We start from the raw sequence: 14688 nt of genomic DNA, 5'->3' as shown, positions 1-14688 counted from the left end.
CCACCAAGGTAGTGCAAAGGAACAATGACTACAGCGATTTTCCGGAGTAGCCTTTCGCTGCGCTTCACTACAGGAGTCTGTGCATGACCATCCGCCGCACCAAAATTGTCGCCACCCTTGGCCCCGCCAGCAACTCGCCGGAAGTTATCGAGCAACTGATCCTTGCGGGTCTGGACGTCGCTCGCTTGAACTTCTCGCACGGCACCCCGGACGAGCACAAGGCTCGCGCCCGCATGATCCGTGACATCGCCGCCAAGCATGGCCGCCACGTCGCGCTGCTGGGCGACCTGCAAGGGCCGAAGATCCGCATTGCCAAGTTTGCCAACAAGCGAATCGAACTCAAGGTCGGCGACCGCTTCACCTTCTCCACGGCTCACCCGCTCACCGAAGGCACCCAGGATATCGTCGGCATCGACTACCCGGACCTGGTCAAGGACTGCGGCGTGGGTGACGAACTGCTGCTCGACGACGGCCGCGTGGTCATGCGCGTCGAAACCGCCAGCGCCGACGCCCTGCACTGCGTGGTGCTGATCGGCGGCCCGCTGTCGGACCACAAGGGCATCAACCGTCGCGGCGGCGGCCTGACCGCCCCGGCCCTGACCGAGAAAGACAAGGCCGACATCAAGCTGGCGGCCGAGATGGACCTGGACTACCTGGCCGTGTCGTTCCCGCGTGATGCCAGCGACATGGAATACGCCCGTCGCCTGCGTGACGAGTCCGGTGGTACGGCCTGGCTGGTGGCCAAGATCGAACGTGCCGAAGCCGTGGCCGACGACGAGACCCTCGACGGCCTGATTCGCGCCAGTGATGCAGTGATGGTGGCCCGTGGTGACCTGGGTGTGGAAATCGGCGACGCCGAGCTGGTGGGCATCCAGAAGAAGATCATTCTGCATGCACGCCGCCACAACAAGGCGGTGATCACCGCGACCCAGATGATGGAGTCGATGATCCAGAACCCGATGCCGACCCGTGCCGAAGTGTCCGACGTGGCCAACGCCGTGCTCGACTACACCGACGCGGTAATGCTGTCGGCCGAGAGTGCTGCCGGTGCCTACCCGCTCGAGGCGGTACAGGCCATGGCGCGGATCTGCCTGGGCGCCGAGAAGCACCCTACCAGCAAGACCTCCAGCCACCGCATGGGCACGCAGTTCAGCCGTTGCGATGAGAGCATCGCGCTGGCGGCCATGTACACCGCCAACCACTTCCCGGGTGTGAAGGCGATCATTGCCTTGACCGAGAGTGGCTACACCCCGCTGATCATGTCGCGTATTCGTTCGTCGATCCCGATCTTCGCCTTCTCGCCGCACCGCGAGACCCAGGCGCGGGTTGCGATGTTCCGTGGCGTGTACACCGTACCGTTCGACCCTGCGGCGCTGGCGCCGGAGCAAGTCAGCCAGGCGGCGGTGGACGAGCTGCTCAAGCGTGGCGTGGTCGAGCAAGGTGACTGGGTCATCCTGACCAAGGGTGACAGCTACCACACCATCGGTGGCACCAATGGCATGAAGATTCTGCATGTCGGTGATCCACTGGTCTGAAGCTGACCGGTTGTCACTAGAGCCCCGCCTTGATGGCGGGGCTTTTTTATGGGTGCCGATACGCCGGTGCCGGTGATCTTGATCTGGCTTTTGATCTGCCGGCCCTTCAGAAGGCCGAGTGGAGGTGTCGTGCGGGGGGCGGGGCGAAGCCCCTTCGGCGTTAGCCGAAGCGAGCGGCTGTTAGAGTTGCTTGCAACTCGGGTCGCGTGCCCCCTGGACGGCGCCGGAGGGAGGGGACCCGGAGCGAAGCGTAGGGCCGGATGCTGGGCCAAGAATTTTTTGCTTACTTTTTTTTCGATTGAAAAAAAGTAAGCCGCCGTAAGGGCGGAAGGGGCCCTAGGCGTCTTTATCCATGCTGGATAAGCTCGGTGTGTCAGGACCACCGTTTCGGGGATCTCAGTTTTAAGGGTATATCCAGCATGAAGGGTGATTCGAAGGGCCCCTTCCGCTCTTACAGCGGCTTACTTTTTTCTTGGAAAAAGTAAGCAAAACCGCTCCGTCCATCATCAGGCCCTACGCTTCGCTACGGGTCCCCTCCCTCCGGCGCCGCTCCGGGGGCACGCGACCCGAGTTGCAAGCAACTCTAACAGTCGCTCGCTTCGGCTAACGCCGAAGGGGCTTCGCCCCGCCCCCTGCACGACACCTCCACTCGGCCTTCTGGGGGACGGAAGATCAAAATCAAAAGCAGATCAAGATCAAGATCAAGAGCCAGAGCCAGAGCCAGAGCCAGAGCCAAGGCCAGCGCAAACGCCGCAGGAGCCTGCAGTACCTCCTTATGGGAACAGGAGCTCAGGCATGCCCCACGAATACATCCGCAAACAGCTGATTACGCGGCAACCCCGCCAGAAACATCCCACGCGCAAACCGCTCCACACTCGACGCAGAGCCACAAGCCAGCGCAATCGTCTGACGCGATGCCAGACGCATCGGCCCCAACGCCCCCGGCGTCAGCAACTGCACCTCCACCTGCGGGTACCGCCGCGCCAGTTCATCCAGCTCCCGCTGCAGGTAATGCCCACCCGCCTCGCTCGCCACATGCACCACCCTGATCGCCCCCTGATGCTCCTGACGCAGCGCCTCGCGCACAATCCCCCACAGTGGCGCCAGCCCGGAACCCGCCGCCAGCAGCCACAACGGCCGGGCCTGCCAGTCCGGATCGTAATGCAGCGCGCCACCGCGCAACTCCCCCAGGCGCACCAGGTCGCCCACCTGCAAACCCCGCGCCGCGCTGCAGAACGCCCCGGCATGCCGGCAATCCAGGTGAAATTCGAGCCATTCATCCTCGCCCGGCACGCTGGCCAGCGAATACGGTCGCGCAACACCTTGCGCGCTCCACAGCACCAGATGCTGCCCCGCCTGATACCGCAACGGCCTGTCCGGTTGCAGGCGCAAGCGCAGCACCTGCGCACCCAGCCAGTCCAGCGCGCCGACCCGCGCCGGCGCCCCATCGCGCACCGGGTCGAACACCGCTACCTGCAGGTCACTCTCGACCCGACACTGGCAGGCCAGCCGCCAGCCCTCCAGGCGCTTGCCTTCACTCAGCGCATCGGGCCTGGCATCACCCGGCACACCCGCCAGACAACGCACCAGGCAAGCATGGCAGCTCCCCGCCCGGCAGCTGTAGGGCACGCCCACGCCAGCCTCGTTCAGCGCATCCAGCAGGTTGCTGCCCTCGGCCACCTGCCAGCTGCGCTCACCTACGCACAACTCAGGCATCCACCACCTCCCAGGCCGGCACACAGCGATTTCGGCCGCTGCGCTTGGCGCGGTACAGCGCCTGGTCGGCACGGTGCAATGCATTGTCCAGGTCATCCTCGGCTGTCAGCAAGGTCATGCCGACCGACAGGCTCAAGGGCCCCACCTGCCCCTGCATCGCCGCCGAGGGCAACGCACCAAAGGCCTGACGCAGACGCTCGCAGCAATGTTCCAGGGCCTGGGCCGTGCAATCGGGCAATAGCAGCACGAACTCCTCGCCGCCATAGCGGGCCAGCACCGCGGCGTCGCACAGGTGCTCGCTGGCAACCTGGGCAAAGGCCTGCAGTACCCGGTCGCCGACCGCATGCCCGTGGGCGTCGTTGATGCGCTTGAAATGGTCCAGGTCGATCAGCGCCAGACCATGCCGGCTCCCCATGGGCATGCTGGCCAGGGCATCGCTGGCCAGGCGCAGAAAATGCCGGCGGTTGAACAGGCCGGTCAGCTCGTCGGTGGCCACCAGTTCCTCCAGTTGCCCCATCATGCCGCGCAGGGTGTCCTGGTGCGCCTGCAGGGCGATGCGGCGCTGGCGCATGCGCTGGCGCGAGGCCTGCACGTAGCGGGCATACAGGCACAACCAGCACAGCACCACGAACAGCGTGCATACCTGCAACGCCGCCAGCGCCGGGTCCGACAGGCGCCCGTTGCCCCACTCCCACAGGTTCAGGCCGAGAAAGCTGCACAGCACCACCAGCGCGCAGCGGGTGAACGAACGGCCGTTGAGGTGGAACAGGCCGAACATCAGGATCAACGGGTACAGCACCAGAAAGGTGCCACGGGCCTGGTCCAGGTTGGCCAGCAGCCAGGTTTGCCAGGCCGCCGCCAGCAGCACCTGGAACTCCGTGAGGCTGGGGTCGCGCCAGCGCAGGTTGACGCCACTGGCAAACACCCAGCCCAGCCACGCCAGGTTGAGCACCAGCAGCACACTGCTCGCGCCGATGACCGGCACCGGCGCCTGCACATGCCCGCCCAGCACGGCGACCCAGGCCAGCAGCAGCACCAGCAGGTAACTGCCGGCAGCCAGCAGGAAACGCTTGAGAAGAAGCTTTTGCAGAGCGGTTTCGGTCACGGGTGACTCACCAGGCAGCCGAGCGGCAGCGGTTGTGACGGGGGGCAGTCGGTACTGTAGGACGTGTTCGAAATAATTGCCACGCAAAAACAGTGCCTGGCAGCAGGCGACCATGGTTGGCCGCACTGGCGCGTGTACCGGCAGGCGATGCGCGCTATACTGCCGCGCCTTTTTGCGTCGGCCACTGCGTGTCGGCGCGCCTTGAAAGGTCATTGCGACGCCTCGGCCCGTGAACGTCGCGATACCTTAATGAATGTTCCCGTCTTTAAGAGGAGCGCGCTGCATGACCGTGATCAAGCAAGACGACCTGATTCAGAGCGTTGCCGACGCCCTGCAGTTCATTTCGTACTACCACCCCGTCGATTTCATCCAGGCCATGCACGAGGCCTACCTGCGTGAAGAGTCGCCGGCTGCGCGCGACTCCATCGCGCAGATCCTGATCAACTCGCGCATGTGCGCCACCGGCCACCGGCCGATCTGCCAGGACACCGGTATCGTCACCGTGTTCGTGCGCGTCGGCATGGACGTGCGCTGGGATGGCGCGACCATGAGCCTGGACGACATGATCAACGAAGGCGTGCGTCGCGCCTACAACCTGCCCGAGAACGTGCTGCGCGCCTCGATCCTGGCCGACCCGGCAGGTGCCCGCAAGAACACCAAGGACAACACCCCGGCCGTGATCCACTACTCGATCGTCCCTGGCGACAAGGTCGAGGTGGATGTCGCGGCCAAGGGCGGCGGTTCGGAAAACAAGTCGAAGATGGCCATGCTCAACCCGTCCGACTCGATCGTCGACTGGGTGCTCAAGACCGTTCCGACCATGGGCGCCGGCTGGTGCCCGCCGGGCATGCTCGGCATCGGTATCGGCGGTACTGCCGAGAAGGCCGCGGTGATGGCAAAGGAAGTGTTGATGGAGTCCATCGACATCCACGAGCTCAAGGCCCGTGGCCCGCAGAACCGCATCGAAGAGATCCGCCTGGAACTGTTCGAGAAGGTCAACCAGCTGGGCATCGGCGCCCAGGGCCTGGGCGGCCTGACCACCGTGCTCGACGTCAAGATCATGGACTACCCGACCCACGCGGCCTCGTTGCCGGTGTGCATGATCCCCAACTGCGCAGCCACCCGTCACGCGCACTTCGTGCTCGATGGTTCCGGCCCTGCAGAGCTGGAAGCACCGTCGCTGGACGCCTACCCGGAAATCGTCTGGGAAGCCGGCCCGTCGGCCCGTCGCGTCAACCTCGACACCCTGACCCCGGAAGACGTGCAGAGCTGGAAGCCGGGCGAGACCATCCTGCTCAACGGCAAGATGCTGACCGGCCGCGACGCCGCGCACAAGCGCATGGTCGAGATGCTCAACCGTGGCGAAGAGCTGCCGGTGGACCTCAAGGGCCGCTTCATCTACTACGTCGGCCCGGTTGATCCGGTGCGCGAAGAAGTGGTTGGCCCGGCAGGCCCGACCACCGCAACGCGGATGGACAAGTTCACCCGTCAGATCCTGGAGCAGACCGGCCTGCTGGGCATGATCGGCAAGTCCGAGCGCGGCCCGACCGCCATCGACGCGATCAAGGACAACAAGGCCGTGTACCTGATGGCCGTGGGTGGCGCTGCCTACCTGGTGGCTCAGGCGATCAAGAAATCCAAGGTGCTGGCATTTGCCGAACTGGGGATGGAAGCGATCTACGAGTTCGACGTGAAAGACATGCCGGTGACCGTTGCGGTCGACAGCAATGGCGAGTCGGTGCACATCACCGGGCCTGCACTGTGGCAGAGCAAGATCGCGCAAAGCCTGGCAGTGGAAGTGAAGTAAGCGCCAGCGCTACAAGCTGAAAGCTGAAAGCTGAAAGCGGCAAGGGAGTGATCCCTTGCCGCTTTTTTGTTGCCTGTACCGGCCTCTTCGCCGGCACGCCAGCGAAGGCGCTCAGAGGGTAATGCGCGTACCCAGCAACCCCAGGAACCCCGCCAGCCACGCCGGGTGCGCAGGCCAGGCCGGCGCACTGGCCAGGTTGCCCTGCACATGCGCCGCCGTCACCTCGATCTCGACGTAACGCCCACCCGCCAGGCGCACCTCCGGCGCACACGCCGGGTACGCACTGCACTCGCGCCCCTCCAGCACCCCGGCCGCCGCCAGCAGTTGCGCCCCATGGCACACCGCCGCAATCGGCTTGTCCGCCTGGTCAATGGCGCGCACCAGTTGCAGCACCTCTTCATTCAGGCGCAGGTACTCCGGCGCACGCCCGCCCGGGATCACCAGCGCGTCGTAGTCTTCGGCACGCACCTGGGCGAAATCGAAGTTCAGGCCAAAGTTGTGCCCCGGCTTCTCGCTGTAGGTCTGGTCGCCCTCGAAGTCATGGATGGCGGTACGCACCGACTGCCCGGCCGACTTGCCCGGGCACACCGCATGCACCGTGTGGCCAACCATCTGCAGCGCCTGGAACGGCACCATCACTTCATAGTCTTCGACGTAATCGCCGACCAGCATGAGAATCTTTTTCGCTGCCATTTCGTCAACTCCTTCTGATGCGGGGGAAAATCGAAAGAACCTCAGTCGCGCCGGTCCAGCAGGTTGACCACCACCCGGTCCAGCCAGCCCCAGATACGCTGTTTCACACGCCGCCACAGCGGCCGCGCCTGCCAGTCGTCCAGGTCGACCTGGCGGCTCAGGGCAAAGTCGCGCTCGAAGCTCGCCACCACGTCGGCGGTCAGTTGCGGGTCGATGGCCTCGACGTTGGCCTCAAGGTTGAAACGCAGGTTCCAGTGGTCGAAATTGCATGAGCCAATGCTCACCCAGTCGTCCACCAGCACCATCTTCAGGTGCAGGAAGCATGGCTGGTATTCGAATATCTTCACCCCTGCCCGCAGCAGGCGCGGGTAATAGCGATGACCGGCATAGCGTACCGAAGGATGGTCGGTACGCGGGCCGGTCAGCAGCAGGCGCACATCGATGCCCAGCGCGGCCGCGCGGCGCAAAGCCCGGCGCACCTTCCAGGTGGGCAGAAAATACGGCGTGGCCAGCCAGATACGACGCTTGCCGCTGATCAGCGCGCGCACCAGCGACTGCAGGATGTCGCGGTGCTGGCGGGCGTCGGCATAGGCCACCCGGCCCAGGCCCGGGCCTGCAACCGGCACCCGCGGCAGGTGCGCCAGGCCGAAATGGGTGGGTGGGCGCCACGCGGTGCGGCGCAGGTTGGAACGCCACTGGCGATCGAACAGCATCTGCCAGTCGGCCACCAGCGGCCCCTGCATCTGCACCATCACCTCGTGCCATTCGCTGACCGGCTCGCCCGGTGTCCAGAACTGGTCGGTGACCCCGGTGCCGCCGACCACCGCCCAGGCCTGGTCCACCAGCAGCAGCTTGCGGTGGTCGCGGTACAGGTTGCGCAGCCCCCGGCGCCAACGCAGGCGGTTGTACCAGCGCAACTCAACGCCGGCGCCCAGCAGGCGCTGACGCAGGCTCAAGGTAAAGGCCAGCGAGCCGTAGTCATCGAACAGGCAGCGTACCCGCACGCCGCGCTCGGCGGCCTGCACCAGCGCCTGCACCATGGCCTCGGCACACGCCCCGGCCTCGACCAGGTACAGCTCCAGGTCGACCTGGTGCTCGGCACCCATGATCGTCTGCAGCATGCGCGGGAAGAACTGCGGGCCGTCGATCAGCAGTTCGAACTGGTTGCCGGCACGCCATGGAAACACCGGCCCGGCCATTTCAGCGCGCCGTGAAGATCAGTACCGCACCCACCGGCACCGACAGGTTGATCGACTGCAGCCCGGCGAGCTTCTGCAACGTCTTGAGGCCGGGCAGCAGGTCGAAGTGATCGGCGCTCAGTACCAGCGGCTCCAGGGTCACCACCTGGAAACGCCGCTCGTCGAGCCGGGTGGCGAGCAGCTGCGCGTTGTAGCTGTGGGTCTTGCCGTGCAGGTTGACGGTCACCGGCAGGCGCAGTTCGACCTGGGCACCGTTGGCCAGGTCGTTGATCGGACGCAGGTCGATCTGCGCCTGGATGGTCGCGTCGGGGTACTTGGCCACCTCGAACAGGTCGTTGCGCATGCGCTCGTCACGCAGCGGGATGCCGCTGCTGACCGAGTCCATCTCGATCTGCAGCTCGGCCGCACCCTTGCGATCGACCTTGCCATGCAGCACCAGAAAGCGGTGCACCTCGGACACGTTGCCGTTCTTGCTGGTGATGAACGACAGGCGCGACGATTCGCCGTCCAGGTGCCAGTTGGCCTGGGCAGGCAGGCTCGCCAGGGCCAGCAGGGCGAGAGCGACTCGGGGCAGGCTGAACATGCAGGTTCCTGAAAGCGTAAAGCCGCCAACATTACCCGCCTGCCCGCACGGCAGCAAGCGACAGCCTGTGGCCATGCGGGCAGCCCGGCAACCTCAGGCCAGCCCGCTGCCGGCCCATGCCTTGGCCAGGCGCCTGGCCCGCGCCGCGCTGGCGATCTGCAGGATGCCCTGGTCGCGCTGCCACAGCTCGGCCCAGGGTCCCGGCGTGCTCGTCAGCGCCTGGTCGAGCTCGCCGCTCAGTTGCGAGAACTGCGCGAACAGGCCGCCCAGCAACAGGTGGAACGCCGCCGAATCGGCGCATTGCCGGCTGCCTTCGGCACACCCGGCCAGCAGCCCGATCAGGCGCAGCAAAAGCCCCTGCGGCCAGGCATTGGCGCGGCCTACCCCGTACAGCCAGGCGCTCAGGGCGCTGAGCACGTACAGGTCTTCCAGCGAGCGGAACGGCTTGACGTAGGCGTCCCAGCCGTCACCGGCCAGGCGTTCGCACAGGGCCTGTTCAAGGTGCAGGCGGGCATGCCCGACCTCAGGCATCAACGGCAGGCTCGGCAAAGGCTCCACGCGCACACCGGGCTCCCCCGGGTACACCACTGCCAGGCTCAGCCGAGGCGCCTGGCCCGGTGCTTCGCAGCGCGCCGCCACCAGCAGCCAGTCGGCGTCCGGCCCGGCGGTGACAAAGTCCTTGCTGCCGCTCAGGCGCAGCGTGTCGAGCGCCAGGCGCATGCTCATGTCGGCGGCGCGCACGCTGCGCCGCTCACTCGCACACAGGGCGCCGAGGCCCGCCGGGGCGCTGGGCCACAGCACGCGCAAGGCGGCTTGGTAGCCCACCAGAAACGCCAGCCCCGGGGTCGGCATGGCTTGCCCGCCCAGCACTGCCAGCTCGAACGGGCTGACCGTGCCCAGCTGCTCCAGCAGGCTGGCGTAGGTGTCACCCAGGTTACCGGTTGCCAAGGGCGGAATGGGGTCGTTGAGTCGCTGCAGCCAGGCCATCGGCGTGCTCCTTGAGGGCTGTCATACAAGCATCACCAAAGCTTCATGGTGGTGACACCGCGTCTACCTAGGCTGAGCTTGCACAACATAGTCGACCGGCCGCAACCCCATGGCTGGCTTATGGAGACTCGCAATGACCCTGACTGCATGCCCTGGCGACACCCGTAACGAACGCCGTCTGCAGGCCGAGCGCCTAGTCGGCCCCGCCGCGCTGCACGAAGCCCAGGCATTGCGCTTTCGCGTGTTCAGCAGCGAATTCAAGGCCAGGCTCAAAGGCGCCGAACACGGGCTGGACATGGACGACTACGACATCCACTGCCAGCACATCGGCGTACGCGACCTCAACAGCGGGCACCTGGTGGCCACCACCCGCCTGCTCGACCACCAGGCCGCCAGCAGCCTGGGGCGCTTCTACAGCGAAGAGGAGTTCAGCCTGCATGGCCTGGGCCATCTGCAGGGCCCCATCCTTGAACTGGGGCGCACCTGCGTCGACCCGGCCTACCGCAACGGCGGCACCATCGCGGTGCTGTGGGGCGAGCTTGCCGAGGTACTCAACGAGGGCCGCTACAGCTACCTGATGGGGTGCGCCAGCATCCCCATGCAGGACGGCGGCGTGCAGGCCCACGCGATCATGCAACGCCTGCGCGAGCGCTACCTGTGCACCGAGCACCTGCGCGCCGAACCGAAGAACCCGCTGCCCAGCCTGGCACTGCCCGGCAACGTCATCGCCGAGATGCCGCCGCTGCTCAAGGCCTACATGCGCCTGGGCGCCAAGATCTGCGGCGAGCCGTGCTGGGACGAAGACTTCCAGGTGGCCGACGTGTTCATCCTGCTCAAGCGCGACGAGCTGTGCCCACGCTACGCCCGCCACTTCAAGGCGGCGGTGTGATGCAACGCCTGCGCGTGTATGCGCGAATCGTCCGGGTGCTGCTGGTGGTGCTGTTCGGGCTGGGCATGGCCAGCCTGTTCAGCCTGTACGAGCGCCTGCACCTGAGTACTCACGACGACCGCCGCCAGCGCTGGTCGCAACTGTTCATGGCCCGGCTTGCCCGGGCCTTGCCGTTCAAGGTCACGGTGATCGGCAACCGCCCGCAGCAACCGATGCTGTGGGTCAGCAACCACGTGTCGTGGACCGACATCCCGCTGCTGGGCATGCTCGCGCCGATGTCGTTCCTGTCCAAGGCCGAGGTGCGCCAGTGGCCGGTAGCCGGCTGGCTCGCGCTCAAGGCCGGCACCCTGTTCATCCGCCGCGGTGGCGGCGACAGCCAGTTGCTGCGCCAGCAGATCGCGCGGCACCTGCAACAGGCCTGCCCGGTGCTGATCTTCCCCGAAGGCACCACCACCGACGGGCGCAGCCTGCGCACCTTCCACGGGCGCCTGCTGGCCAGCGCGATCGACACCGCCACGCCCGTGCAACCGGTGGCCGTACGCTACCTGCGGAGCGGCAAGCTCGACCCCATCGCGCCGTTCGTGGGCGATGACGACCTGCTCTCGCACCTGCTGCGCCTGTTTGCCCACGACTGTGGCGAGGTGCAGATCCACCTGCTGGCGCCCATCCAGAGCGCCGGCCAGGAACGTGCAGCACTGGCGTTCAATGCCCAGCTGGCGATCCACACGGCGCTGTTCGGCGCCCAGCCGGTGGCCCAGCCTCAGCGCCGCGCCAAGGCGGCCTGAGCGTCGGCCGCAAAGCCCTGCAGTTCGGGGTAGAAGTGGCGAAAGTCTTCCATCAGCGGGCCGTACAGCGCCTGTACCTCCTGCATCGCGCCTGCCATACCCTCGGGGCGTGACAGGCGCCGGGCGATACCGTTGAACACCTGTTCAAGCACCGCGAACTCGCGGTACGAGCCCAACCAGTCGTCCGCCGCCATGTACGGCGCAATCTGCGCCAGGCGCCCGGGCAGCTCGGGCTCGGCCGCCAGCACCTGGTACACGCGCCCGGTGAACTGGCTCAGCGGCTGCCGGGCATAGTCGTGCCAGTGCAGCGCCAGGCAGTGGTCGAAAAACACATCGAGGATGATCCCGGCATAACGGCGCCGCTCACGCGGAAAACGCGCCAGCGCCGCCAGTACCCGCGGGTGGCTGTCGGTGTACACGTCGATCTGGCGGTGCAGGCGGATGGCGGCTTCCAGCGGCTGGGCAAAGCGCCCCTGCAACGGCCCCTTGACGAAGTCGCCGTACAGGCTGCCGAGCAGTTGTTCGGGCTGCTGGCCGCCCAGGTGAAGGTGTGCGAGGTAGTTCATAGGCCGCAGTCTAGCACCGCTTGCCCGCTTGAATATCGTTATAACCCGATATAGCGATTCATGCGCACGACAGAACCAAATCATATTTGTATATCGCGAAATACCGATTTATATTTCGCCCCATCGCGATATAACGCTATACCCACCACGAGCCCACCCATGCCTCTTGATCTCGACGAAATAATAAAAGCCCTGGCCCACCCAGTACGGCGAGAAATCCTGAACTGGTTGAAAGACCCGCAAGCCTGCTTCCCTGACCAGCACCACAGCACCGAACACGGTGTGTGCGCCGGGCAGATCGACCAACGCTGCGGCCTGTCGCAGTCCACGGTCTCGGCCCACCTGGCCACCTTGCAGCGCGCGGGGCTGATCAGCAGCCAGAAGATTGGCCAGTGGCACTTCTTCAAACGCAACGAGGAAACCATCCAGGCCTTCCTCCAGCAGATGAGCCAAGAGCTCTGACAAGGACCTTGCAATGCCCCTTTCGCTGTTGATCCTGGCGCTGAGCGCCTTCGCCATCGGTACCACCGAGTTCGTCATCATGGGCCTGCTGCCGGATGTGGCAAGCGACCTGGGTGTGTCGATCCCCGGTGCCGGCTGGCTGGTGACCGGCTACGCGCTGGGCGTGGCCATCGGCGCGCCGTTCATGGCCCTGGCCACCGCCCGGCTGCCGCGCAAGGCCGCACTGGTGGCGCTGATGGGGGTATTCATCATCGGCAACCTGCTGTGCGCCCTGGCCACCGACTACAACGTGCTGATGTTTGCCCGCGTGGTCACCGCGCTGTGCCACGGCGCCTTCTTCGGCATCGGTTCGGTGGTGGCGGCCAACCTGGTTCCGGCCAACCGCCGCGCCTCGGCCGTGGCGCTGATGTTCACCGGCCTGACCCTGGCCAACGTGCTGGGCGTGCCACTGGGTACCGCGCTGGGCCAGGTGTACGGCTGGCGCTCGACGTTCTGGGCAGTGACCGTGATCGGCGTGATCGCGCTGATCGGCCTGATCCGCTTCCTGCCGATCAAGCGCGACGAAGAGAAACTCGACATGCGTGCCGAGCTGGCTGCGCTCAAGGGCGCAGGCATCTGGCTATCGCTGTCGATGACCGTGCTGTTCTCGGCCTCGATGTTCGCCCTGTTCACCTATGTGGCGCCGTTGCTGGGTGATGTCACCGGCGTGTCGCCGCGCGGCGTGACCTGGACCCTGCTGTTGATCGGCCTGGGCCTGACCCTGGGCAACATCCTGGGCGGCAAGCTGGCCGATCGTCGCCTGGCCGCCACGCTGATGGGCGTGTTCGCCGCCATGGCGGTCATCTCCACCGCCCTGAGCTGGACCAGTACCGCGCTGATTCCGGCCGAGATCACCCTGTTCCTCTGGGCCACCGCCGCGTTCGCCGCCGTGCCGGCCCTGCAGGTCAACGTGGTGAGCTTCGGCAGGGCGGCACCGAACCTGGTGTCGACCCTGAACATCGGTGCCTTCAACCTGGGCAATGCGCTGGGCGCCTGGGTCGGCGGCACCGTGATCGACCAGGGCCTGGGCCTGACCCGCGTGCCCCTGGCGGCAGCGGCGCTGGCCGTGCTGGCCCTGATCGTCACCCTTATCACATTCAGCCAGGGCGGCAACAACGCCGACCTGGCACCTGCCACTCACTGATTGCCACGAGGTTCACGCACATGACAACGCTATTCGACCCGATCACCCTTGGCGACCTCGAGTTGCCCAACCGCATCATCATGGCCCCGCTGACCCGCTGCCGGGCCGACGAAGGCCGCGTACCCAACGCGCTGATGGCCGAGTACTACGTGCAGCGCGCCAGCGCCGGGCTGATTCTCAGCGAGGCCACCTCGGTGACCCCGCTGGGCGTGGGCTACCCCGACACACCGGGCATCTGGAGCAACGACCAGGTGCGTGGCTGGACCAACGTGACCAAGGCGCTGCACGGTGCTGGCGGGCGCATCTTCCTGCAACTGTGGCACGTGGGGCGCATCTCGCACCCGCTGTACCTGAACGGCGAAACGCCGGTTGCGCCGAGCGCGGTGCAGCCCAAGGGGCATGTGAGCCTGGTGCGCCCGATCACCGAATTCGTCACCCCGCGCGCGCTGGAAACCGAGGAAATCGCCGACATCATCGAGGCCTACCGCATCGGTGCCGAGAACGCCAAGGCGGCCGGCTTCGACGGTGTGGAGCTGCATGCGGCCAACGGCTACCTGATCGATCAGTTCCTGCAGAGCAGCACCAACCAGCGCACCGACGAGTACGGTGGCTCGCTGGAGAACCGTGCACGGCTGCTGCTGGAAGCGACCGATGCGCTCATCGACGTGTGGGGCGCGCAGCGCGTGGGCGTGCACCTGTCGCCACGGGCCGACCTGCACGACATGGGCGATGCCAACCTGACCGAGACGTTCACCTACGTGGCGCGGGAGCTCGGCAAACGTGGCATCGCCTTCATCTGTGCGCGTGAGCGAGTGGCCGAAGACAGCATCGGGCCGTTGCTCAAAGAGGCGTTTGGCGGGCCGTACATCGCCAACGAACGCTTCGACAAGGCCAGTGCGAATGCTGCCATTGCCAACGGCACGGCCGATGCGGTGGCCTTCGGCGTGCCGTTCATTGCCAACCCCGACCTGCCGGCACGGCTGCAAGCGGATGCACCGCTGAACGAGCCACGGCCTGACACGTTCTACTCCAAGGGCCCGGTCGGGTACATCGATTACCCGGTGATGTAAGCGTCGGCTCTTTCGCGGGTCAAGCCCGCTCCCACAAGGGTATCGGTGGTGTGCAGACAGCCACTGTACCGGTGGGAGCGGGCTTGACCCGCGATAGCTTCACAGCGG

General features: G+C 66.0%; 14 protein-coding genes. 7 read left to right on the top strand and 7 right to left on the bottom strand.

From position 1 onward, the window contains the following. Positions 1-83: 83 nt before the first annotated feature. Positions 84-1535 (top strand): pyruvate kinase, encoded by a 1452-nt coding sequence (pyk, locus tag FW760_RS09060; protein ID WP_043862122.1) that lies wholly within the window; start codon positions 84-86, stop codon positions 1533-1535. A 789-nt stretch (positions 1536-2324) separates the two neighbouring features. Here pyk and FW760_RS09055 read toward each other — a convergent pair. Together FW760_RS09055 and FW760_RS09050 are read right to left on the bottom strand one after the other, a co-directional pair. Then, positions 2325-3251, bottom strand: a complete 927-nt coding sequence (locus tag FW760_RS09055) for an iron-sulfur-binding ferredoxin reductase (RefSeq protein ID WP_446443733.1) — start codon at positions 3249-3251, stop codon at positions 2325-2327. Further along, positions 3244-4356, bottom strand: coding sequence for a GGDEF domain-containing protein (locus FW760_RS09050; protein WP_054914813.1), 1113 nt, complete (start codon positions 4354-4356; stop codon positions 3244-3246). The genes FW760_RS09055 and FW760_RS09050 overlap by 8 nt, the downstream gene beginning before the upstream one ends. A gap of 283 nt (positions 4357-4639) precedes the next feature. On the opposite strand from FW760_RS09050, the gene FW760_RS09045 reads away from it, so the two are divergent. After that, positions 4640-6163 (top strand): fumarate hydratase, encoded by a 1524-nt coding sequence (locus FW760_RS09045; protein ID WP_043862119.1) that lies wholly within the window; start codon positions 4640-4642, stop codon positions 6161-6163. A gap of 111 nt (positions 6164-6274) precedes the next feature. On the opposite strand, the gene FW760_RS09040 is transcribed toward FW760_RS09045, so the two are convergent. From FW760_RS09040 to FW760_RS09025, 4 genes are all read right to left on the bottom strand, one after another. Then, positions 6275-6856, bottom strand: a complete 582-nt coding sequence (locus tag FW760_RS09040; protein ID WP_446443732.1) for a DJ-1/PfpI family protein — start codon at positions 6854-6856, stop codon at positions 6275-6277. Positions 6857-6897: 41 nt separating this feature from the next. After that, the gene (locus FW760_RS09035) at positions 6898-8055 is read right to left on the bottom strand and encodes a phospholipase D-like domain-containing protein (protein WP_054914815.1); all 1158 of its coding nucleotides are present in this window, start codon (positions 8053-8055) and stop codon (positions 6898-6900) included. Between the two features lies 1 nt (position 8056). Then, positions 8057-8638 carry a YceI family protein gene (locus FW760_RS09030; RefSeq protein ID WP_446443731.1) on the bottom strand — a complete coding sequence of 194 codons (582 nt, stop codon included), beginning with the start codon at positions 8636-8638 and terminating at the stop codon, positions 8057-8059. A 93-nt stretch (positions 8639-8731) separates the two neighbouring features. Then, positions 8732-9625 (bottom strand): acyl-CoA dehydrogenase family protein, encoded by an 894-nt coding sequence (locus tag FW760_RS09025; RefSeq protein WP_236176839.1) that lies wholly within the window; start codon positions 9623-9625, stop codon positions 8732-8734. A gap of 133 nt (positions 9626-9758) precedes the next feature. On the opposite strand from FW760_RS09025, the gene olsB reads away from it, so the two are divergent. Beyond that, positions 9759-10514 (top strand): L-ornithine N(alpha)-acyltransferase, encoded by a 756-nt coding sequence (gene olsB / locus FW760_RS09020; protein WP_043862114.1) that lies wholly within the window; start codon positions 9759-9761, stop codon positions 10512-10514. After that, positions 10514-11299, top strand: a complete 786-nt coding sequence (locus FW760_RS09015; protein WP_446443730.1) for a lysophospholipid acyltransferase family protein — start codon at positions 10514-10516, stop codon at positions 11297-11299. The genes olsB and FW760_RS09015 overlap by 1 nt, the downstream gene beginning before the upstream one ends. Here FW760_RS09015 and FW760_RS09010 read toward each other — a convergent pair. Then, entirely contained in the window at positions 11275-11865 is a 591-nt protein-coding gene (locus FW760_RS09010) for an acyl carrier protein phosphodiesterase (RefSeq protein WP_043862112.1), read from the bottom strand. The two genes, FW760_RS09015 and FW760_RS09010, sit on opposite strands and share 25 nt — an antisense overlap. 159 nt (positions 11866-12024) lie before the next feature. On the opposite strand from FW760_RS09010, the gene FW760_RS09005 reads away from it, so the two are divergent. Genes FW760_RS09005 through FW760_RS08995 form a run of 3 tightly spaced genes read left to right on the top strand, consistent with a single transcriptional unit; the run spans position 12025 to position 14580 of the window. Beyond that, the gene (locus tag FW760_RS09005; protein ID WP_043862111.1) at positions 12025-12327 is read left to right on the top strand and encodes an ArsR/SmtB family transcription factor; all 303 of its coding nucleotides are present in this window, start codon (positions 12025-12027) and stop codon (positions 12325-12327) included. Between the two features lie 13 nt (positions 12328-12340). Then, positions 12341-13510, top strand: coding sequence for an MFS transporter (locus FW760_RS09000; RefSeq protein ID WP_058540895.1), 1170 nt, complete (start codon positions 12341-12343; stop codon positions 13508-13510). A gap of 20 nt (positions 13511-13530) precedes the next feature. Further along, positions 13531-14580 (top strand): alkene reductase, encoded by a 1050-nt coding sequence (locus FW760_RS08995; protein WP_058540894.1) that lies wholly within the window; start codon positions 13531-13533, stop codon positions 14578-14580. The last annotated feature ends 108 nt before the right edge of the window (positions 14581-14688 follow it).

The organism is Pseudomonas sp. 1176_21 (assembly GCF_052850635.1).
This window is presented reverse-complemented; position numbering and strand designations above follow the sequence as displayed.